Annotated in this window: 20 protein-coding genes; 12 read left to right on the forward strand and 8 right to left on the reverse strand. The window is 34.2% G+C overall.

Annotated features, from left to right (window positions below; all coding sequences use genetic code 11):
• Positions 1-84: 84 nt before the first annotated feature.
• Together AB8B52_RS10995 and AB8B52_RS11000 are read right to left on the reverse strand one after the other, a co-directional pair.
• Positions 85-1,509, reverse strand: a complete 1,425-nt coding sequence (locus AB8B52_RS10995) for an L-serine ammonia-lyase (RefSeq protein ID WP_406028040.1) — start codon at positions 1,507-1,509, stop codon at positions 85-87.
• Positions 1,510-1,642: 133 nt separating this feature from the next.
• Positions 1,643-2,158, reverse strand: coding sequence for a collagen-like protein (locus AB8B52_RS11000; protein ID WP_406028042.1), 516 nt, complete (start codon positions 2,156-2,158; stop codon positions 1,643-1,645).
• 303 nt (positions 2,159-2,461) lie between these two features.
• Between AB8B52_RS11000 and dnaK the strand changes: the two genes are divergently transcribed.
• The 4 genes from dnaK (at position 2,462) to AB8B52_RS11020 (ending at position 7,552) form a co-directional block, all read left to right on the forward strand.
• A complete protein-coding gene (dnaK, locus tag AB8B52_RS11005; protein ID WP_406028044.1) occupies positions 2,462-4,363 on the forward strand; it encodes a molecular chaperone DnaK in 1,902 nt (633 codons plus the stop codon).
• Between the two features lie 298 nt (positions 4,364-4,661).
• Entirely contained in the window at positions 4,662-5,258 is a 597-nt protein-coding gene (locus tag AB8B52_RS11010) for a transposase (RefSeq protein WP_406028045.1), read from the forward strand.
• A 59-nt stretch (positions 5,259-5,317) separates the two neighbouring features.
• The gene (locus AB8B52_RS11015; RefSeq protein ID WP_406028047.1) at positions 5,318-6,547 is read left to right on the forward strand and encodes a class I SAM-dependent rRNA methyltransferase; all 1,230 of its coding nucleotides are present in this window, start codon (positions 5,318-5,320) and stop codon (positions 6,545-6,547) included.
• Positions 6,548-6,604: 57 nt separating this feature from the next.
• Entirely contained in the window at positions 6,605-7,552 is a 948-nt protein-coding gene (locus AB8B52_RS11020; protein ID WP_406028049.1) for an NAD(P)H-dependent flavin oxidoreductase, read from the forward strand.
• Here the strand turns inward: AB8B52_RS11020 and AB8B52_RS11025 are convergent.
• Positions 7,542-7,904, reverse strand: coding sequence for a hypothetical protein (locus AB8B52_RS11025; RefSeq protein WP_406028051.1), 363 nt, complete (start codon positions 7,902-7,904; stop codon positions 7,542-7,544). The two genes, AB8B52_RS11020 and AB8B52_RS11025, sit on opposite strands and share 11 nt — an antisense overlap.
• A gap of 274 nt (positions 7,905-8,178) precedes the next feature.
• On the opposite strand from AB8B52_RS11025, the gene AB8B52_RS11030 reads away from it, so the two are divergent.
• Positions 8,179-8,499 carry a YtxH domain-containing protein gene (locus tag AB8B52_RS11030; protein ID WP_406028053.1) on the forward strand — a complete coding sequence of 107 codons (321 nt, stop codon included), beginning with the start codon at positions 8,179-8,181 and terminating at the stop codon, positions 8,497-8,499.
• An 8-nt stretch (positions 8,500-8,507) separates the two neighbouring features.
• Here the strand turns inward: AB8B52_RS11030 and AB8B52_RS11035 are convergent, their stop codons facing one another.
• Together AB8B52_RS11035 and AB8B52_RS11040 are read right to left on the reverse strand one after the other, a co-directional pair.
• Entirely contained in the window at positions 8,508-9,080 is a 573-nt protein-coding gene (locus tag AB8B52_RS11035; RefSeq protein ID WP_406028074.1) for a GNAT family N-acetyltransferase, read from the reverse strand.
• Between the two features lie 142 nt (positions 9,081-9,222).
• Positions 9,223-9,864: an alpha/beta hydrolase gene (locus tag AB8B52_RS11040; RefSeq protein ID WP_406028055.1), complete on the reverse strand. Its 642-nt coding sequence runs from the start codon at positions 9,862-9,864 to the stop codon at positions 9,223-9,225.
• A 53-nt stretch (positions 9,865-9,917) separates the two neighbouring features.
• Between AB8B52_RS11040 and AB8B52_RS11045 the strand changes: the two genes are divergently transcribed.
• The 7 genes from AB8B52_RS11045 (at position 9,918) to menA (ending at position 16,493) form a co-directional block, all read left to right on the forward strand.
• Entirely contained in the window at positions 9,918-10,343 is a 426-nt protein-coding gene (locus AB8B52_RS11045) for a PaaI family thioesterase (protein ID WP_406028057.1), read from the forward strand.
• 3 nt (positions 10,344-10,346) lie between these two features.
• Positions 10,347-11,465 (forward strand): chorismate-binding protein, encoded by a 1,119-nt coding sequence (locus AB8B52_RS11050; protein WP_406028059.1) that lies wholly within the window; start codon positions 10,347-10,349, stop codon positions 11,463-11,465.
• A gap of 31 nt (positions 11,466-11,496) precedes the next feature.
• Positions 11,497-13,257 carry a 2-succinyl-5-enolpyruvyl-6-hydroxy-3-cyclohexene-1-carboxylate synthase gene (menD, locus tag AB8B52_RS11055; protein WP_406028061.1) on the forward strand — a complete coding sequence of 587 codons (1,761 nt, stop codon included), beginning with the start codon at positions 11,497-11,499 and terminating at the stop codon, positions 13,255-13,257.
• A gap of 107 nt (positions 13,258-13,364) precedes the next feature.
• Positions 13,365-13,706, forward strand: a complete 342-nt coding sequence (locus tag AB8B52_RS11060) for a DUF2853 family protein (RefSeq protein WP_406028063.1) — start codon at positions 13,365-13,367, stop codon at positions 13,704-13,706.
• A gap of 152 nt (positions 13,707-13,858) precedes the next feature.
• Positions 13,859-14,689: a S1 RNA-binding domain-containing protein gene (locus tag AB8B52_RS11065; RefSeq protein WP_406028065.1), complete on the forward strand. Its 831-nt coding sequence runs from the start codon at positions 13,859-13,861 to the stop codon at positions 14,687-14,689.
• Between the two features lie 44 nt (positions 14,690-14,733).
• Positions 14,734-15,573 (forward strand): 1,4-dihydroxy-2-naphthoyl-CoA synthase, encoded by an 840-nt coding sequence (locus AB8B52_RS11070; protein WP_406028067.1) that lies wholly within the window; start codon positions 14,734-14,736, stop codon positions 15,571-15,573.
• 14 nt (positions 15,574-15,587) lie between these two features.
• Positions 15,588-16,493 carry a 1,4-dihydroxy-2-naphthoate octaprenyltransferase gene (gene menA / locus AB8B52_RS11075; protein ID WP_406028069.1) on the forward strand — a complete coding sequence of 302 codons (906 nt, stop codon included), beginning with the start codon at positions 15,588-15,590 and terminating at the stop codon, positions 16,491-16,493.
• 295 nt (positions 16,494-16,788) lie between these two features.
• Here the strand turns inward: menA and AB8B52_RS11080 are convergent, their stop codons facing one another.
• From AB8B52_RS11080 to AB8B52_RS11090, 3 genes are all read right to left on the reverse strand, one after another.
• Complete coding sequence (locus AB8B52_RS11080) at positions 16,789-17,637, reverse strand: IS3 family transposase (protein WP_406028076.1); 849 nt, start codon at positions 17,635-17,637, stop codon at positions 16,789-16,791.
• Entirely contained in the window at positions 17,583-18,041 is a 459-nt protein-coding gene (locus AB8B52_RS11085; RefSeq protein ID WP_042501985.1) for a helix-turn-helix domain-containing protein, read from the reverse strand. Before AB8B52_RS11085 ends, AB8B52_RS11080 begins: the two co-directional genes overlap by 55 nt.
• 176 nt (positions 18,042-18,217) lie before the next feature.
• Positions 18,218-19,684: a serine hydrolase gene (locus tag AB8B52_RS11090; protein WP_406028073.1), complete on the reverse strand. Its 1,467-nt coding sequence runs from the start codon at positions 19,682-19,684 to the stop codon at positions 18,218-18,220.
• Between the last annotated feature and the right edge of the window lie 336 nt (positions 19,685-20,020).

Raw genomic sequence — 20,020 nt, forward strand, 5'->3', positions numbered from 1 at the left:
AAACGTTTTTATATTTTTATCGAGTTGAGAACTGCTTTCCGAGCCTGTGCTGATGGAAGTTGATAGGTTGGGATGGACTTTTTCCTAACAATCAGATAAATTAACACCAACAGCTAAACCACCTTCCGATGTTTCTTTGTATTTAGAGCTCATATCTTTAGCCGTTTCCCACATGGTAGCCACCACTTTATCTAAAGGTACTTTTACATTTTTAGGATCTGTATTTAAGGCTAACTCTGCAGCGCTAATCGCTTTAATTGCTCCCATTGAGTTACGTTCTATACAAGGAATTTGTACCAATCCTCCAATAGGATCACAGGTTAAGCCGAGGTGATGTTCCATAGCAATTTCTGCTGCAACTAAAACTTGTTCTGGTGTGCCTCCTAGTAGTTCGCATAAAGCACCAGCAGCCATTGCTGATGATACTCCAATTTCAGCTTGGCAGCCTCCCATGGCAGCACTAATCGTCGCTCCTTTTTTAAAGATGCTACCAATTTCGCCTGCGACTAGTAAGAATTTTTTGATATGTTCAAAATCAGCGTCATGGTTTTCAATCACAAGATAATACATCAATACGGATGGAATGACTCCTGCGCTTCCATTTGTTGGTGCGGTAACCACACGACCTAAAGAGGCATTAACTTCATTAACAGCCAAAGCAAAACAACTGACCCATTTTAAGATTTGTCGGAATTTAACCTCTGTCGTTCTTATAGTTTCTAGCCATTCCTGTGGATTTTCGTATGTATGATCTCCAATTAAATTTTTATGAATATCAAAAGCACGTCGTCTTACATTTAAACCTCCAGGCAAATTACCTTCGGTATGGCAGCCAACATACATGCATTCTAGCATGGTGTTCCAAATGCGTTTTAATTCATAATCTATTGAGGTTTCTTTGCGTATCGATTTTTCATTTTCTAAAACTACACCAGAAATTGGCAATTGCAACTGATTACAGAATTTAAGAAGTTCCTCTCCGTAAGATACAGGATAAGGAAACGTACAATAGAAAATGATTTTATTAGCTTTAGAAATTTTTCGTTCTTCTTGCACTACAAAGCCACCTCCAATAGAGTAGTAGGTCGATTTATAATTTCTGCCATTAATAAGAGCCGTAAATACCATGCCGTTAGAATGAAACGGCAAAAATTTTCGGTTGAAGACAATATTGGTTTTAAAATTAAACGGAATCGCTTTCTCATTATTCAACATTAAAACATTAGTGGTTTTAACATCGGCAATAATAGCATCTATATGTTCAACAGGAATCCGTTCAGGATCAGCACCTGTTAAACCAAGAATCACTGCATAATCTGTAGCGTGGCCTTTTCCGGTTAATGATAGCGAACCATATAAGTCTATGGTAATCTGCTCAATCTTATCAAAACGATTTTTAGTTTTTAATTCTTTAATCCAACGTTCGGCAGCGCGCCAAGGTCCTAAAGTGTGTGAACTAGAAGGTCCTACACCAATTTTAAGCATATCAAAAACTGAAATACATTCCATTTACGAAAACGTTTTAAATGAGCTACAAATATACATTTTGTTAGCGCACTGTTAGTTGTTTTCAAAAAAAATGAAAGCAAAAAAAAGTCCGAAAACTTGAAATTTTTCGGACCTTAAATTTCTTGATTAAAATCTATCGTATGTCAAAAGTTTCTAAATTATTTGCATTTGATACTGCATTGTAATCTGTTATATCTATACCATCAACATTATCGGCAGGTAAAACGACTACTCTGAAGGCTTGGCTTTGCGTCCAGACTGGATCTAACGTATTGAAGTTAGCCGTACCATCTAAGAAAAACCGAACATCTTGTTGGGTAAAATCGAAATTATAGACCAAGACACTACCATTGTCAAAGTATACAGTTTGTGGTAACAGTCTCCAAATAGATTCTCCATTGTCTAGATCCCATTCGATATAAACTAAAGTCACGTCAGACGGGAATACTTCGAAACCATAAGGTTCAAAAAATTCAAAATTATTATCGGCATTAAAATCAATTACAATTTCAAAAGCAGAACCTATAAATGTTTCTCCATCAAAACCTGGAGGTCCTTGTAAGCCATCAAAACCTGGAGGGCCTTGTGGTCCTGTACAAGAGGTAAATAATAAAGCAAATACTGTAATAAAAGATAATATATGTCTCATAATGTTAAGGTTTTCTGTAAAAGTATCAAATCATGTACCAAAGTCAATAATTGTAACTCTTTTATTTCTTGAAGTATTGGTCTTTTCCATTTACAATTTTAATTTCATCTTCATCTTCATCTTCATCTTCATCTTCATCTTCATCTTCATCTTCATCTTCATCTTCATCTTCATCTTCAACTTCAAGGTGACATCATGTCATATTTTTTGTCATGGCATAATCATTGACTATTAGTAATCGAATTTAAAAAATAATAACACACTTTTTCGTGCAAACGGAAAACTATTAACAACATACATATTATGAGTAAGATTATTGGAATTGATTTAGGTACAACAAACTCTTGTGTTTCCGTAATGGAAGGTAACGAGCCTGTTGTAATCCCAAACGCTGAAGGTAAAAGAACAACACCTTCGGTTATCGCTTTCGTAGAAGGTGGTGAAATTAAAGTTGGTGATCCAGCAAAGAGACAAGCAGTAACTAACCCAACAAAAACAGTTTATTCTATTAAACGTTTTATGGGTAACAAGTATTCTGAATCTAAAAAAGAAGCAGAACGCGTACCATATAAAGTGGTAAAAGGTGACAACGATACTCCAAGAGTAGATATCGATGGTCGTTTATATACACCACAAGAATTATCGGCAATGATTCTTCAAAAAATGAAGAAAACGGCTGAGGATTATTTAGGACAAGATGTTACTGAAGCTGTAATTACAGTACCAGCATATTTTAATGATTCGCAGCGTCAAGCTACGAAAGAAGCTGGAGAGATTGCAGGTTTAAAAGTACGTCGTATTATCAACGAGCCAACTGCTGCGGCATTAGCTTATGGCATGGACAAAAAAGGAACCGATCAAAAAATCGTTGTTTTCGATTTTGGTGGTGGAACACATGATGTATCTATCTTAGAATTAGGAGATGGTGTATTTGAAGTATTATCTACAGATGGTGATACGCACTTAGGTGGTGATGATGTGGATCAGCGTATTATCGATTGGTTAGCTGAAGAATTTATTGCAGACGAGTCTATGGACTTGCGTAAAGATCCTATGGCTTTACAGCGTTTAAAAGAAGCTGCTGAAAAAGCGAAGATTGAATTATCGTCTTCTGCACAAACTGAAATCAACTTACCTTATGTGACTGCTACTGCTAGTGGACCTAAGCACTTGGTACGTACCTTAACACGTTCTAAATTTGAGCAGTTAATAGACGATTTAATCAAACGTACTATCGAGCCTTGTGAAACAGCTTTAAAAGCAGCAGGTTTATCTAAGTCTGATATTGACGAAGTTATTTTAGTAGGTGGATCAACACGTATTCCTGCTGTACAAGCTGCTGTTGAGAAATTCTTCGGAAAAGCACCAAGTAAAGGTGTAAATCCTGATGAAGTGGTGTCTTTAGGAGCAGGTATCCAAGGTGGTGTATTATCTGGTGATGTAAAAGATGTTCTTTTATTAGATGTAACTCCGTTATCACTTGGTATTGAAACTATGGGTAATGTGAAGACTAATTTAATTGAGGCAAATACAACGATTCCAACAAAGAAATCGCAAGTATTTTCAACAGCGGCAGACAATCAGCCATCAGTAGAGATTCACGTATTACAAGGCGAGCGTCCTATGGCAGCAGATAACAAAACGATTGGTCGTTTCCATTTAGATGGCATTCCACCAGCAAGACGAGGCACACCTCAGATTGAAGTAACGTTTGATATTGATGCCAATGGTATCATTAAAGTATCTGCTACAGATAAAGCAACAAATAAAACACAAGATATTAGAATCGAAGCATCATCTGGATTAACAGAAGAAGAAATCCAAAAGATGAAAGCTGATGCGGAAGCAAATGCAGAAGCAGATGCTAAAACTGCAGAAAATGCTAAGAAATTAAACGAAGCAGATTCTATGATTTTTCAAACAGAAAGTCAGCTGAAAGAATTTGGTGATAAATTATCTGATGATAAGAAAGCACCAATTGAAGCAGCACTCGAAGAATTGAAAAAAGCTTACGAAACAAAAGATATCGCAGTGATTGAACCCGCTTTAGAGAAAATCAACGAAGCATGGAAAGTAGCAAGCGAAGAAATGTACAAAGCACAAGCAGATGCTCAAGGTGGAGCTGCAGGTCCTGAAGCAGGAGCAGAGCAACCAGCTGACGAAAATTCTGATGTAGAAGATGTGGATTTTGAGGAAGTGAAGTAAGCAGAGAACCAATCCCAATTTTTTTCGGAATTGTGTGAATCGCTTATGCTCAGTTTGTCTGAGTATCTTTTCGAAAAACATAAATAGTTTATAAAACGCAATCATTAATTTGGTTGCGTTTTTTTGATTAGTGTTTGGTTGTAAATAGGCTGTTTCTATAATTTCAATTATTTATAATATCGTTTTTAGTTACTTTTATGAAGATATATTTTAGTATCATACTCTTAAAAATAAACGAAACTGAATAAAAAAGAAATACATTTAATAGAGCTATGTTTACAAAAAACCATTAATTATAATGATGACTAACATGTCAGCACCAAAATTTAAAGAAAAATATAGAATTCCGTCAGCACGATTAAAAGGTTATGATTATTCGTCTAATGGTGCTTACTTTATTACAATCTGTACTGCAAATAGAGACTGTTTTTTTGGTAAAATTGAAAATGGAAAGATGATTTTGAATGGATTAGGGCAATTGGTTCAGAAATTCTGGAATGTAATTCCAGAACAATTTCCATTTATTTTTTTGGATGACATGGTGGTGATGCCTAATCATATTCACGGTGTTTTATGGATCGATAATAATGATGCGTTCGGTGTTAGAGGCGCGATTAATCGCGTCTCTACAAAAAATCCAACAATGAATTCTACCACAGGTGGAATAACAGGACAACACAATCCAATGTTTCATAAAAACATATCACGTGTTATCAGATGGTATAAAGGACGATGCACATTTGAAATAAACAAAGCATATGCTGATACTAATTTTGGGTGGCAATCTAGATTTTATGACCATATTATTCGAAATAAAGAGGCATTAAATAACATAAGACATTATATTTTGAACAATCCAAAAACGTTGGAACGCGATAGTAATAATAAAGGTTAGGCATGTAATTAACTATCTGCCAATCTGAATAGTTTCAATTCAAATTAACAATTAAATAAATGCTTTTTTTAGACAAAATAAAATCCAATTACAATCCTAAACGCTTAGCTATCAAACTAAACGCTAAAGGCGAACAATTTGTAGTAAAAGGCCATCCTTGGGTATTTTCGAACAGTATTGTAAAGATTAATGACGACGCCAAAACAGGTGATTTAGCGATTATCTTTAGTAAAAACAAAAATAAGGTTGTGGGTTTAGGCTTGTATGATGCGGAATCTCCAATTCGCATAAAAATGATTCATAATGCGGAAACGAAAGTAGACATCAATGCCGATTTTTTTCATCATAAAATAGAATTAGCTTTTGAGAAACGCTCAGAACTGCTTCAAACCAACACCAACAGTTATCGTTTATTATTTGGCGAAAATGACGGTTTTCCTGGCCTAATTGCAGATGTGTATGCTACTGTTTTAGTCGTGAAGTTATATTCTGAAATATGGTTACCGTATTTAGAATCTATTTTAGAAAGTTTACAGAAAATTTCAAAAGCCGAAACCGTAGTAATGCGTTTAAGTAGAAGCTTACAAAACAGCCATAAGCATAATTTAGAAGATGGAAAAGTCATTTTCGGAACGCTTAAAAATGAAGTGGTACAATTTGTAGAACACGGAGTTAATTTTTCAGCGAATGTCATCAAGGGGCACAAAACTGGCTATTTTTTAGACCATCGTGCCAATAGAAAACGTGTTGGTGAATTGAGTAAGGAAAAGTCGGTTTTAGATGTCTTTTCTTATGCAGGAGGGTTTTCAGTGCATGCTTTGGCTAATGGCGCAACTGAGGTTACAAGTTTAGATATTAGTAAGCAAGCTTTAGATATGGCGCGCGAAAATGGAAAGTTAAACGATTATATTGGTAAGCATAAAACCATTTCAGGTGATGCTTTTGCTGAAATGAAAGCTTTAATTGACAAAGGAAAAACGTATGATGTCGTTGTTATAGATCCACCAAGTTTCGCAAAGCAGCAATCTGAAATTGATTTGGCCAAAAAGAAATACGCACAATTAGCAGCGCTAGGTGAGAAGTTGACCTCAGAAAAAGGTATGTTGGTTTTAGCCTCTTGTTCTTCTAGAATTTTAGCACAATCGTTTTTCGATTTAAATTCAAGAGTTTTGAATTCACAATCACGACTGTTTGAAACCGTACTTAAAACGAAGCACGATAGTGATCATCCGATTACATTTCCCGAAGGCGCTTACTTAAAGTGTGGCTATTATCGTTTTTTGGAATAGCAACTACTATGCATGCATAATATATTTTAGTATCTTTGAGCAAATTATCAAAAAATTATGCAAACCAAACTCACCGAATTACTCAACATTACATATCCAATCATCCAAGCACCTATGTTCTTGGTCTCTAATGTAGCTATGGTTACAGAAGCTATGAAAGGTGGCATTGCTGGTTGTATTCCTGCATTAAACTACAGAACATTAGACGAGTTAAGAGCAGCACTAAAAGAACTAAAAGAGAATAAAGTAGATGGTGGATCATTTGGTTTCAATCTTATTGTAAACAAATCTAACGTTAAATACAAAGGACAGCTTGAAGTGATATGTGAGGAAGGCTGTGATTTTATCATCACCTCATTAGGCAGTCCGGAAGAAACCATTCGCCAAGCTCACGCAGCAGGCATCAAGGTGTTTTGTGATGTTACCGATTTACGATTTGCTAAAAAAGTAGAACAATTAGGAGCAGATGCTGCGATCGCTGTTAATAATGAAGCTGGTGGACATAGAGGTAATTTATCTCCAGAGGCATTAACCAATCAATTAAGTGAAGCATTAAGCATACCTGTAATTTCAGCAGGTGGAGTCGGTTGCAAAGCAGATATCGACAGAATGTTGAGTTATGGAGCAGCAGGAGTTTCAGTAGGAAGTCCGTTTATTGCGTCCATAGAAGCAGGAGTTACAGACGATTATAAACAAGCTTGTGTTGACTACGGAGCAGAAGATATTATTATGACCGAACGCATTTCTGGAACACCGTGTACAGTTATCAACACACCATATGTTCAAAAAATAGGTACTAAAGCCACGTGGTTAGAAAATTTACTTAATAAGAATAAAAGCCTAAAAAAATGGGTGAAAATGGTGCGTTTTTCAATCGGAATGAAAGCCACAGAAAATGCAGCTAAAAAAGCGACCTACAAAACGGTTTGGGTTGCTGGTCCAAGTATAGAACATACCAAAGCTATTCTTCCTGTTAAAACCATTGTACAAAAACTTATTGCGTAAGCAAAGCTATTGTTTTATCTTGTTTCTTCTTTTTTCGTTTACCTGTAAAAATATTAAACGTATAATTAGCAGATAATGAACCAATTGATGTTGCTACGGCTTCACCAGTATCAAATTTTCCGCTAATAATATAACCATCGTGGATTTCCTTGGATAAACCAAGTAGTGTTGTCGCACCGAAACTATACCAAAACGCTTTCTTTTTATTTTTTGTTTTGTTGTATACTATAGAATATGTAGCACCTGAAAATATCGCTCCAACACCAAAATGTAAAAAATCATCAGTCTCAAAGAACTGAGCAGAACTTGTGTTAAAAAGCGTGATTGCAAATAGCGTAAGTAGATATTTCAAAATTGAAAAGATTTGGTTGTTGGCAAAATAATGTTTTAATTTTAATAAGCTTTTTTTAACCGTTTGAAACTAAATTTATACGATAAAATGATGTTTAGTCTTTTTTGAAACGTCAAAACCATTTAATTATCATATGTCTTATTTAATATATATCTACATATTGACTTTGTAGTTTAGTCAATTAAATACGTTTGCTTTTACTCAACTTTTTTTGTAACAAAATACAAAGTTCTGCGACGTATAAGTAGAATACGATTAATTAAAAGCAAAAGTTATGATTCAAAAAGGAGCAGTAGTACTAGGTGTATTATTAGGTGCAGCAGCAGGAGTGTTGTTAGCACCAGAAAAGGGTAGTGCTACAAGAGATAAATTAAAGAGAGAAGGTAAAGACATTAAAGATCAACTATCAAATGATTTCACAGACGTTAAAGACGATTTGTCTGAAGCAGCCACTTCTGGTAAAGAAAAGCTAAAAGAAGAATTTAAAGATATCGCCTCTAAAACAAGCTACAAAACAGAACAAGCCATTACCTTTTTAGAAAAGCAGTTGGCAGTTTTAAAAGCAAAAAATAAGACATTGCAGAAAACGAGTTAAGTTATAGATTAAAACTCCTTGAAGACAGTGGCTTTGATATCAGGCCATTCTGATTTTAAAATGCCATAGCAACAAGTGCTGCGTCTAAAACCATCTGTCATAAGTGTGTCATGTCTTAAAGTACCTTCTAACGTGGCGTTTAATTTTTCAACAGCACTGCGTGACTTGTTGTTGCGTTCATCAATTCGGAATTCTACTTTTTCAAATTCTAAAGTTTCAAAAGCATATTGAAGCATTAAAAATTTAATATGTGCGTTGAGTCCTGTGCCTTGAAATTCGTGTCCAATCCATGTCCAACCAATATGCAAAACTTTATTTGTCTGGTTGATATGTCCAAATCGGGTTGAACCAGCGTAAGCTTTTTTCACTTTATCGTAAATGATAAAAGGAAAACAAAGTTTGTGATAATGACCATGAATAGCAATGTGGACATAATCATTTAATTTTTCTGGTGTAGAAATATCGGAAGGAGAAAAAGTGAGAAGGTCTTTTTCTTGAGCAATATGTTTTAAAAATTTGTAATTATCTAAGGTAAGAAGCTCAAGTCTTACACGCTCATTTTCTAACGTCGGTATGGTCATAGTAATTGTCATTCCTGATAAATACACCTCAAATATATTTATTTATTTATTTATTGTGGTTTTTGAGAATGAAAATGTGATTTTTGTGCGTTTTTTATAGTGTAGACGTTCTAATGATTTTAAATGAAATTTAAAGTTTAACTTATTCCACTAAACTCATAATAAAATCCACATTAACCACATGTTTTCCTTCAAAAGGAATTACCTCTGAACGCTTCCCGAATAATTCAGCGGCTTTTTTAGATTCTAATGCTATCCGATCTTCATCTAAATATTCATCCTTTGTGCCATAGATTAATTTTACTTTGGTGGTTTCAGATAGATAAGCAAAATCTATAGCTTTTAATTCCTTCGGAATCCCACCAGAATGCAGTACTAATTCATTACACTGTCTATTTCGCTTTGCTAAATAACGCATGGCTACACTTACGCCTTGCGAATAGCCAAACACAATAAAGTTTGCTGATGTAGGGATATTTTCAACTTCAAAAATAGCATCAAAATAATGGAGTATGTTTTGCATCCCAGTTTCGGTATCATCGCGTGTTAACCAGTTGGCACCAACATGCATTTTGGGTTGAATATAAAATTTACTCGGTGCTTGTGGTGCAATGATGTAATTTTCATCTGGATTTAAGTTTTTAAAATACCTTAAAAAATACCGACTCAAATAACCCATACCATGGCATACTAACCAGACGTTTTTAGTCTGTACGGTTAAGGTATTTAAAGTAGAGTAGGAGTTGGTATTTTTGTATGTGATTTCTTTCTCTTGCGAATTCATTATTATAGGTGGTTTCAGTATCTTTGTCACAGACACGAAAATACTATTTTTATATGCAAATGACCAAAGAAGCCTTCTTAGCAAAAGCAAATGCCGCGAGTAAAAACACATTAATGGAAACCCTCGATATTGAGATGGTAGATTTTGGAGATGATTTTTTAATTGCGAGAATGCCAGTTACACCAAAAGTACATCAACCAGATGGTGTTTTACATGGAGGCGCCACTGCAGCCTTAGCTGAAAGTGTTGGGAGTTTTGCATCGCATGTATTTATGGACACAGATCATTTTTTTATTAGAGGTCTCGAAATTACAGCCAATCATTTAAAAAGTGTTAGCGAAGGGTTTGTGTATGCAAAAGCGACATTTTTGCATAAAGGACGTACCACACAGCTATTAGATATTAGAGTTACAGACGAGGCGGAAAATTTAATTTCTTTATGCAGATTGTCTACCATTTCTCTGCCAAAAAAGAAATAATAGATGGATGTTAATGATTTCTTTGAATCTCTAGAAAAGCAGTATGCTCAACAATTACCATTTGTAGTTTACAGCAGACCCATCAACTCTATTATTAAATGTTGGTTGCAAGATGATAATACATTGCATACCACTGAAAATTTCACAGAAAGCGGTTTTGTTTTTGCACCATTTAATCTTACAGAAAAAAGTATCCTTTTTCCAAAAGATAATTGCATACATACGGAATTACACGTCACTAATTTAGAAGTTAAGGCAGCAGAAACCTCAGATATACGTTCTAATGAAGCTGATAAATTTCAGCATATCGATTTAGTATCAAAAGGAATAGATACCATTAAACATGGCGATTTAGAAAAAATCGTATTATCGCGATGCGAAACAAAGGCTCTTAAAAACACAAATCCAATTACCATTTTTAAACGGCTGTTTAACACCTATAAAAATGCGATGGTGTATTGTTGGTATCACCCTAAAGTTGGCCTTTGGATTGGTGCCACACCAGAGTTATTGTTTAAAGTAGAAGGGAAGCGATTGACCACAATTTCTTTAGCAGGTACTCAGCCATTCCAAGACAATGAATCTGTAAAATGGACAACAAAAGAATTTGAGGAACAACAAATTGTCACAGATTATATTACAAAACATATAAAGCCTTATACTAAATCTGTTAGTGTTTCTGAGGTTGAAACCGTAAGAGCTGGTAATTTGTTACACCTTAAAACCCGAATTATTAGTGTAATTAACGATGAAGCCCAACTGAAACCTATAATTGAAGCCTTACACCCAACACCAGCAGTTTGTGGTTTTCCTAAGGCTGAATCTAAAAATTTCATTCTTCAGCATGAAAATTATGAACGCAATTACTATACAGGTTTTTTAGGAGAATTAAATTTAAAACAAGCAACAACCAGAAATAGCAACAGACGTAATGTTGAAAATAATGCTTATGCTGTGGTAAAAACACAATCTAATTTTTATGTGAATTTACGTTGCATGCAACTTAAAGATAGTACGGCACATATCTATGTTGGTGGTGGCATCACTAAAGATTCTAACCCAGAAAAAGAATGGGAAGAAACGGTAAATAAAGCCAAAACTATAAGAAATATTTTAGATTAAAAACGCAAGAGATTTCTTATTTTTGTAAGTAATGAAGTACTCAAAAATCCCCTTATCACAAACTGTTGTTACCTTATGTAAAACACATAATGTTAAGCATATTGTTATTTCTCCAGGCAGTAGAAATGCACCATTAACCATAGGCTTTACTCACGACGATTTTTTTAAATGTTACAGTATCGTAGATGAGCGTTGTGCTGCCTTTTTTGCATTAGGCATTGCGCAGCAACTTCAAGAACCAGTTGCAGTGGTGTGTACTTCTGGTAGTGCATTACTTAATTATTATCCTGCGATTTCAGAAGCGTATTATAGCAACATTCCGTTAGTGGTACTATCAGCGGATAGACCAAAGCATTTAATAGATATTGGAGATGGACAAACCATAAAGCAAAAGAATGTATATGGTGAGCACGTCTGTTATAGTGCCAATTTAAAACTCGATTTACGAGAAGGGGACAATAAACTTTCGGAAAGCGATTTGCCTATTTTTAAAAGTATAGAAAACAAGTTAGAGCGATTTTTAGGCCTTCAAAAAGATATTCAGACGTATAATGAATCTGAAATACATGAAGCACTCACCGTTTCTAAATTAAATTTAGGACCAGTACATATTAATATACCGTTTGATGAACCGTTGTATGAAACCGTAGATGCCTTAAAGATTAGCCCAAAGCCTTTCAAAATTCAAAATAGAACAGAAAAAGTTGATGATTTTGAAATTAAGAGTTTATTGGATGTATGGCATAATGCGAAACGAAAAATGATTTTAGTGGGTGTGCTGCAACCTAATTCTATTGAAGAAAAGTGGTTACAAGAAATTGCGGACGACGATAGTGTTATCGTTTTTACAGAAACAACGTCTAACTTGCATCATTCTGATTTTTTGCCTGGTATTGATAAAATGATAGCTCCCTTAGATGAGGCAGGTTTTAAGGCCCTTCAACCAGATATATTGATCACGTTTGGTGGTTTAATCGTTTCAAAAAAGATTAAAGTATTTTTAAGAAATTATAAACCAGAGCATCATTTTCATATTGGATTAGCGAATGCAAACGATACGTTTTTTTGCTTAGATAAACATATCAAATTGCGTCCAAATACATTTTTGAATGCTTTTTTACCGCAAGTAACGCACCATACAAAAAGTACATATAAAGCGACTTGGCTTGCCGTGCGTCAAAAAAGAAGGAAAATGCAAGAGGTTTATTTAGAAACGTTAGCATTTTCAGATTTTACAGTGTTTCATTCGATATTAAAAAGCGTACCTAAAAAGAGTCAGTTGCAGGTGGGTAATAGTTCTGCTATTCGGTACACACAATTATTTCATATTCCAAAAAGTATTTCAATTTTTTGCAATAGAGGTACAAGTGGCATTGACGGAAGTACAAGCACTGCTATTGGTGCAGCTGTGGTCAACGAAAAACGAACTACGTTTATTACAGGCGATTTAAGCTTTTTTTACGATAGTAACGCGCTATGGAACAATTACATTCCGACGTCATTTAGAATAATAGTGATTAACAACGAAGGAGGCGGTATTTTTAGAATTTTACCAGGACATAAAGACACTGAAAATTTCGATTACTTTTTCGAAACCAAACATCACTTAAATTCTAAACAACTCTGCGATATGTTTGGCTTTGAGTACATAGAGGCTAAAGACGACAAACAATTGCATGTGGAGTTAGAATCCTTTTATAATGAATCTCAGAAGCCTAAATTATTAGAAGTATTTACACCAGCAAGAAGTAATGATAAGATACTTTTAGACTTTTTTAAATTTGTAAAGTAAAACTTAAATTAAAAAGTTTAAATGATGTGACTTTTTCGTTTTCCTTGTTTCTAAAAAATAACTACCTTTAGGGAAACTAATTTATTTAACTTAAAACACATAGTATCATGAGTAAAAGAGATGATTTAATTGTAAAGTATGCCGCAGACTTAAAAGACAAGTGTGGTGTTAATCCAGATATGGATTTATTAACCAAAGTCACTGTAGGTTTAGGCCCATCTATTTACAATGCAGATTCGTCAACAGTTTCTGGTTCTGACGAAAAAGAATTAGCAACGGTTAAGAATAATTATTTAATTAAGAAACTAGGTTTAGCAGATAGTGCTGATTTAGACAAAGCTATTGACGCAGTTATTGAAAAATACGGCAGATCTAACAGAACAAAATATAGAGTAGTGGTATATTACTTATTATGCACACACTTTAAGAAAGAAGCTGTTTATTCTTAAATAGTAGTCTAACTATAATATAGAGCATCATGATTTAAACATTATGATGCTTTTTTTGTGTTTAATTTGTTTGAATATCAGATGAGATAATTTTCATATCTATAATACGCATTTCCTATAAAATCTCATCAAAATATATTTACCTTTGTTATATGATACATTTAGGCGAATACAATACATTAGAAATTTTAAGAGATACAGAACCTGGTTTGTTTTTAGGCGATGGTGAAGATGGCGAAGTGCTCTTACCCAACCGTTATGTGCCAGAAGTATTTGAAATTGGTGATAATATTGAAGTATTTGTCTATTTAGATAACGAAGAGCGACCTGTAGCAACCACAGATCAGCCTTATATTAAAAAAGGTGATTTTGCCTTGTTGCGTTGTAATCAAGTTACCGAATACGGAGCCTTTTTAGATTGGGGTTTGGTAAAAGAATTGTTTTGTCCTTTTAGAGAACAAGCGTTTAAAATGAAAGCAGGTGGTTGGTATTTAGTGCATTGTTATTTGGATGAAGAAACCGAACGCTTGGTTGCATCGAGTAAAACCAATCATTTTTTAGATAATAAAGAATTAACGGTTGCTCAGTTTGATGAAGTGGATTTAATTGTGTCACATCCTTCAGACTTAGGCATGAATGTGATTGTCAATAAAACACATTTAGGCTTGGTATTTAGAGATGATATTTATAAAGATATCAGTGTTGGCGACCGACTTAAAGGCACGGTTAAAAAGGTGCGTTCGGATAATAAGTTAGATATTTTACTCAATCAAATTGGCTACAGAAATATAGAACCTAATGCCGAGCATATTTTGTTTGAACTACAAGACAATAGCGGCTTTATACCACTTCACGATAAGTCAGATCCTGAAGATATAAAAGCGCAACTGCAAATGAGTAAAAAGAGTTTTAAAAAAGCGATTGGCACCCTTTATAAAGAACGACAGATTGAAATTAAAGAAGATGGTATCTATTTAAAATAGCCTTAATTTATTTCGTTATTTTTACCTTTTAAATTTTTAAAAATATGAGTCAGATAGATTGGAAAGTTGTCAAGTCTTATGAAGATATTACCTATTCTAAATGTAACGGAGTTGCCCGAATTGCATTCAACAGACCAGATATAAGAAATGCGTTTAGACCAAAAACCACATCAGAATTATATGATGCCTTCTATGATGCAGGCGAAGATGTAAACATTGGAGTCGTACTTTTAAGTGCAGAAGGGCCTTCAACTAAAGACGGCATTTGGAGTTTCTGTTCTGGCGGAGACCAAAAGGCGAGAGGTCACCAAGGTTATGTAGGTGAAGATGGATACCATCGTTTAAATATTTTAGAAGTTCAACGCCTTATTCGTTTTATGCCAAAAGCAGTCATTGCCGTAGTGCCAGGTTGGGCTGTTGGTGGTGGTCATAGTTTACACGTGGTTTGCGATTTAACTTTAGCGAGTAAAGAACATGCCATTTTTAAACAGACCGATGCTGATGTCACGAGTTTTGATGGTGGCTATGGATCTGCTTATTTGGCGAAGATGGTAGGGCAAAAACGCGCTCGTGAAATCTTTTTCTTAGGACGAAATTATTCGGCACAAGAAGCTTACGATATGGGAATGGTAAATGCAGTGATTCCTCATAACGAATTAGAAGCGACGGCTTACGAATGGGCACAAGAAATTTTGGCAAAATCACCAACATCTATAAAAATGCTAAAGTTTGCCATGAATCTTACGGATGATGGTATGGTGGGTCAGCAGGTATTTGCAGGTGAAGCGACCAGATTAGCCTATATGACCGATGAAGCTAAAGAAGGTAGAGATGCTTTTTTAGAAAAGCGCAAGCCTAACTTTCCAAAAAAATGGATTCCTTAATCAAAAACAATTAAATGAATAAAATTAAACCGTGGCTTTCTGCTATGCGCTTAAGAACCTTACCACTTTCTGTGTCAGGTATTATTTTAGGAAGTTGTTTTGCTTATTACAATGGGCATTTTAATCCATGGGTTTTAGTTTTGGCAATTTTAACGACGATTAGTTTACAGGTGATGTCTAATCTGGCAAACGATTATGGTGATGGAGTAAGAGGTACCGACAATGATGAGCGTGTTGGGCCACAGCGTGCCATACAAAGTGGTGAAATTACACCAGATGAAATGCTCGAAGCTATAAAATTCAACATTATTGTAGTCATTGTCTTAAGTTTATCCCTTATTTGGGCGGCTTTTGGTTCGGGTAATTTTTTATATGTGTTATTGTTTATATTTCTTGGTGGTTTGTCTGTTTATGCTGCTTTAAATTATACGATGGGAGATTCTCCTTATGGTTATCGTGCGCTTGGTGATGTTTTTGTATTTCTGTTTTTTGGATTGTTAAGTACCATGGGAAGTTACTTTTTGTACATGCATACTTTAGATCATGTGGTGATACTTCCAGCAGTTGCCTTAGGCTTGTTAAGTGTGGGTGTGCTGAATTTAAATAATATGCGCGATATTCAGTCCGATACCAATGCAGGTAAAATAACACTTGCGGTTAAACTTGGCATGTCTCGTGCTAAAACTTATCATTTTACGCTTATTATTGGTGCTATGTTGGCTACGGTTTTGTATTCCATCTTATATTATGTAGAGCCTTACAATTTTATGTATGTACTAGCATTTATCCCATTAATTATTCATGTTAAAAAGATAAAATCTGCGGTACAACCAAACGATTTCGACAGTCAATTAAAAGTACTCGCCTTGTCTACATTTCTGTTTGCTATTCTATTAGGAGTTGGTTATATTTTATATTAGTTTTAGAAGGTATAATCGTTTTTAATTTTTAAAGCATGAAACGAGCATTCTAAAATTTTTATCATCTACGGGAATGATTAATTAACGCACAGTCCTGATAGTTATCGGGACGATCATTAAAAAAACAATAGATATAAACACATGAAAATCACATTCTACGGTCATGCTAGTTTAGGAATACAAATTTTGTATTATACTGAAATAGGTTGACTCTTTTTTTGTTAATATTTCCACGTTCAAAAGATTTTTTTTAGCCGTTTAGAAGGCAAAAAAATAGTTTGAACTAGGTGAGTTTTTAAATCGTTAGTTCAGGTAAATTTACTTTATTTTTTCGATAGGATTTGTATTTTATGTTTGGATTTAAATGCACTTCTGCTGGTTTTCTTAAATCGAGGCTAAAATGTGTTCTTAAGTTGTTGTAGATATAAACCGCTTGTTCAGTCATTTTTTGAGCTAGATTTGTGTTCTTAATGGTTTGTTTTAGACCATATTCGTATTTCAGTGTTCTGTTAATTCTTTCAGCGACAGCGTTTTCATAAGGGTCGTACTGTTCTGTCATACTCATGGTAATTCCATTGCTTTCAGCAAATTCTGTATATTTAGGATTACAGTATTGAAACCCTCTGTCGGAATGGTGAATGAGCTGCTGCTTTGGATATTTTCTATTTTTAATAGCCATAGCGAGCGCGTCTGAGCAAAGTGATGTTCTCATATGGTTGTCGAGTTTATATCCCATTATTTGCTTAGAATAGGCGTCTGTGACTAATGCTAGATAGTTGTGCCCATTTTCTGTTTTAATGTATGTTATATCGCTAACCCAGAGTTGTTCTGGTCGATTAGGTACGTGGTCTTTTACAAGGTTTTTATATTTTCTGTACATATGGTTAGAGTTTGTAGTGGTGACGTAATTTTTAGTTTTAGGCACTAGAAGTTTATGAAGTCTCAAGAAGTTATAGAACTTGTCTCTACCTATCTTGATCTCAGCGTTTATAAAGTCTTGCTTTAACTCCTTGTGCAGTTTAATCCCGCCAGTTTTAGAGCCTACTTGCTTACGGTAGTCTTTGACCATTTTGATTAGTTTTTGATGGTCTAGCTGTTGTTTTTGTTGGGTTTTGAGTCTTTTGTAAAAGGCTTGTTTAGATATCCCAAAACATCCATAGAGCCATTTTCTTTTATACGCTGTTTTTTCTTTTGCTCTATCTCTTTTGCTAACGTTTTGGGCAATGACTTTTTTGACATATCCACTCCTGTAATAAGTTCCATATCAGCGATAATGTCTTGTTGAAAGTCTTTTTGAAACTCTAGTTCTTCAATACGTTCCTTTAGTTTTTTGATTTCGTCGTTTTTACTCATACCAGTATTTTGTTGTACTAATGTACTGTATTTTCTTAACCAATAGGTAATGGTTGTTCTAGGGACATCGTATTTTTTTGAAGCTTGGTTATTGGATAATTGTCCGCTAAGGATTTGGTCAACAACTAAAATTTTGGTCTCCAAGGTTGCTTTTTGATAGCTTTTTTTTCGCCAGTGTTCATTTTGTGTTTTCATAAGTGACTATAGTTAATGGTTTAATTTTTAGTCAACCTATTTCAGGAAAGTACATGTTTGCAATTGCCCATAACGTGTTCGTGTATGGTTAGTTGCGTAAAAGTACACGATTCATATTCTGCAATACAATATATTAAAATGTACACAAAGATCGTCGCCTTAGCCAGCAGTAGCGATTAATTATACACATTGTTAGCATTAGTTATTTCTTCGATTTTCTTTAACATATCTTCGGCATTTTTATTTCTTGGTTCTAAATCCAATGATATTCTATAATTTTTTTTAGACAAATCGTACTGTTTATTCTTAAAATATGCTTCTCCAAGACTATCAAAAGCACGATAGGAATTAGGATACTCTTTTGCATATAATTTAAATATTGATATCGATTTAGCTATTTCATTATTTGATAAGTAAAAGTATCCAGTTGTACCCAGTCCTCGTTCAAAGTTAATATCTTTATTATTTTGTTTTATCTGGTTGTAAATTTCAACTGCTGTCTTATAATCATTTACAATAAAAGCCAGTCGAATATCTTCATTCAGCATTCTATCTTTTCTAACTAATTCTTCATCCATTAATCCTGAAATATAGTTGACAGCATTGGAAATAACAGGCCTATTTTTAAATCCGTTTGATAGAATAATAATGGTTAAATCTTTATCTATGAATTTCATTAATGCACTTACTCCGCCACCAGCAAAACCATAATATTGTTTTCCTTTAGGACCATAAATTCCCCAACTATGACCAAAAGATGATTTGCTATCCGTAAATTGGAAAGGTGACATCATTTTTAGTTTAGTTTCTTCCTTGAGCAGTTTGTTGTTATCTAATTTTGTGTTCCATTCTAAAAATGAATTTAATGTTATATTTAATCCATTTCCTGCTAATGAACGATTACCTGCTTCGAAAGTTGAAAGTTCGTAGGCGTTAAAATCTTTATTGAATTGATATTTAGGTACTCGATTGGGAAACGCAACCAAACTATTTGAAGCAAAAATCACTTGTTTTTCATTATTTTCAAATTGATTCTTTCTTACAAATGTTTCAAATGTTTGATTGGTTACTTTTTCAATAATCAATTTAAGAAACCAAAAGTTTGTTTGATTGTACTGAAACCTTTGACCTTTTTCAAATTGAACAGGTTTTTTAGAAATCTCGGTAAATAACAATTTATCTGATATATCTTTATTGTAATCTACGATATCTGGTAACCCAGAAGAATGAGATAATAAATGTTCTATTTCTATACCACTCCATTTGGTTGGTAGGTCATCAATATACTCTGATATCAAGTCATTTAATCCTATTTTTTTATCCTCTATTAATTGGAAAACAGCTACAGCCGTCACAAGCTTTGATGTTGAATAAGCTCTAAATAACGTGCTGTCCGTTACTGGCACGTTGTGTGCTATATTTGCAACACCGTAATTTTTTTTATGAATAATAGTTCCATCCTTTACGACTGCAACTGCCATTCCAGGAATTTGGTCAGCTTTAATAAGTGACCTTATGTAATTATCTATTTCTGTGTTAAATTGTTCAGATTTTATAGGTGTACTGCTCTTATTATTTGAGCAAGAAACTGTAAATAACATATTTAAAATAAGTAGTAAAAAAACAGGTGTTTTGGTTTTCATTTTAAGATTTTTTGATTGATGATGAATTACTTATCAATTAGACTTCAAATACTGTTTTTTGTTACAGAGTTCTTTATTAATGCTAACGTGTTTGTGTATGGTTAGTTGCGTGTTTGAGCAACTAATTTAGTAAACAAAAACGAACGCGAGAAAATTCCGAAGGAATTTTCCAAATAAGCACTTGCCAAAGCAATGAATTATACACGTCTTAAGTTAGCATTTTATTAAATTAGACAAATAATCAGAAAAGACAAAAGAGAGGAGTAAGGTTACTATACACGCAGAAGCTTTTGACTTCGTCAACATTGAAAATCCCCTCTTTTTTCTACACAGATT

This window comes from Winogradskyella sp. (assembly GCF_045105575.1).
Lineage (GTDB): Bacteria > Bacteroidota > Bacteroidia > Flavobacteriales > Flavobacteriaceae > Winogradskyella.

Bases quoted from the DNA above. Each gene is read 5' to 3' on its own strand.
- AB8B52_RS10995 (WP_406028040.1), bottom strand. From the start codon at position 1,509: ATGGAATGTATTTCAGTTTTTGATATGCTTAAAATTGGTGTAGGACCT.
- AB8B52_RS11000 (WP_406028042.1), bottom strand. From the start codon at position 2,158: ATGAGACATATATTATCTTTTATTACAGTATTTGCTTTATTATTTACC.
- dnaK (WP_406028044.1), top strand. From the start codon at position 2,462: ATGAGTAAGATTATTGGAATTGATTTAGGTACAACAAACTCTTGTGTT.
- AB8B52_RS11010 (WP_406028045.1), top strand. From the start codon at position 4,662: ATGATGACTAACATGTCAGCACCAAAATTTAAAGAAAAATATAGAATT.
- AB8B52_RS11015 (WP_406028047.1), top strand. From the start codon at position 5,318: ATGCTTTTTTTAGACAAAATAAAATCCAATTACAATCCTAAACGCTTA.
- AB8B52_RS11020 (WP_406028049.1), top strand. From the start codon at position 6,605: ATGCAAACCAAACTCACCGAATTACTCAACATTACATATCCAATCATC.
- AB8B52_RS11030 (WP_406028053.1), top strand. From the start codon at position 8,179: ATGATTCAAAAAGGAGCAGTAGTACTAGGTGTATTATTAGGTGCAGCA.
- AB8B52_RS11035 (WP_406028074.1), bottom strand. From the start codon at position 9,080: ATGACCATACCGACGTTAGAAAATGAGCGTGTAAGACTTGAGCTTCTT.
- AB8B52_RS11040 (WP_406028055.1), bottom strand. From the start codon at position 9,864: ATGAATTCGCAAGAGAAAGAAATCACATACAAAAATACCAACTCCTAC.
- AB8B52_RS11045 (WP_406028057.1), top strand. From the start codon at position 9,918: ATGCAAATGACCAAAGAAGCCTTCTTAGCAAAAGCAAATGCCGCGAGT.
- AB8B52_RS11050 (WP_406028059.1), top strand. From the start codon at position 10,347: ATGGATGTTAATGATTTCTTTGAATCTCTAGAAAAGCAGTATGCTCAA.
- menD (WP_406028061.1), top strand. From the start codon at position 11,497: ATGAAGTACTCAAAAATCCCCTTATCACAAACTGTTGTTACCTTATGT.
- AB8B52_RS11060 (WP_406028063.1), top strand. From the start codon at position 13,365: ATGAGTAAAAGAGATGATTTAATTGTAAAGTATGCCGCAGACTTAAAA.
- AB8B52_RS11065 (WP_406028065.1), top strand. From the start codon at position 13,859: ATGATACATTTAGGCGAATACAATACATTAGAAATTTTAAGAGATACA.
- AB8B52_RS11070 (WP_406028067.1), top strand. From the start codon at position 14,734: ATGAGTCAGATAGATTGGAAAGTTGTCAAGTCTTATGAAGATATTACC.
- menA (WP_406028069.1), top strand. From the start codon at position 15,588: ATGAATAAAATTAAACCGTGGCTTTCTGCTATGCGCTTAAGAACCTTA.
- AB8B52_RS11085 (WP_042501985.1), bottom strand. From the start codon at position 18,041: ATGAAAACACAAAATGAACACTGGCGAAAAAAAAGCTATCAAAAAGCA.
- AB8B52_RS11090 (WP_406028073.1), bottom strand. From the start codon at position 19,684: ATGAAAACCAAAACACCTGTTTTTTTACTACTTATTTTAAATATGTTA.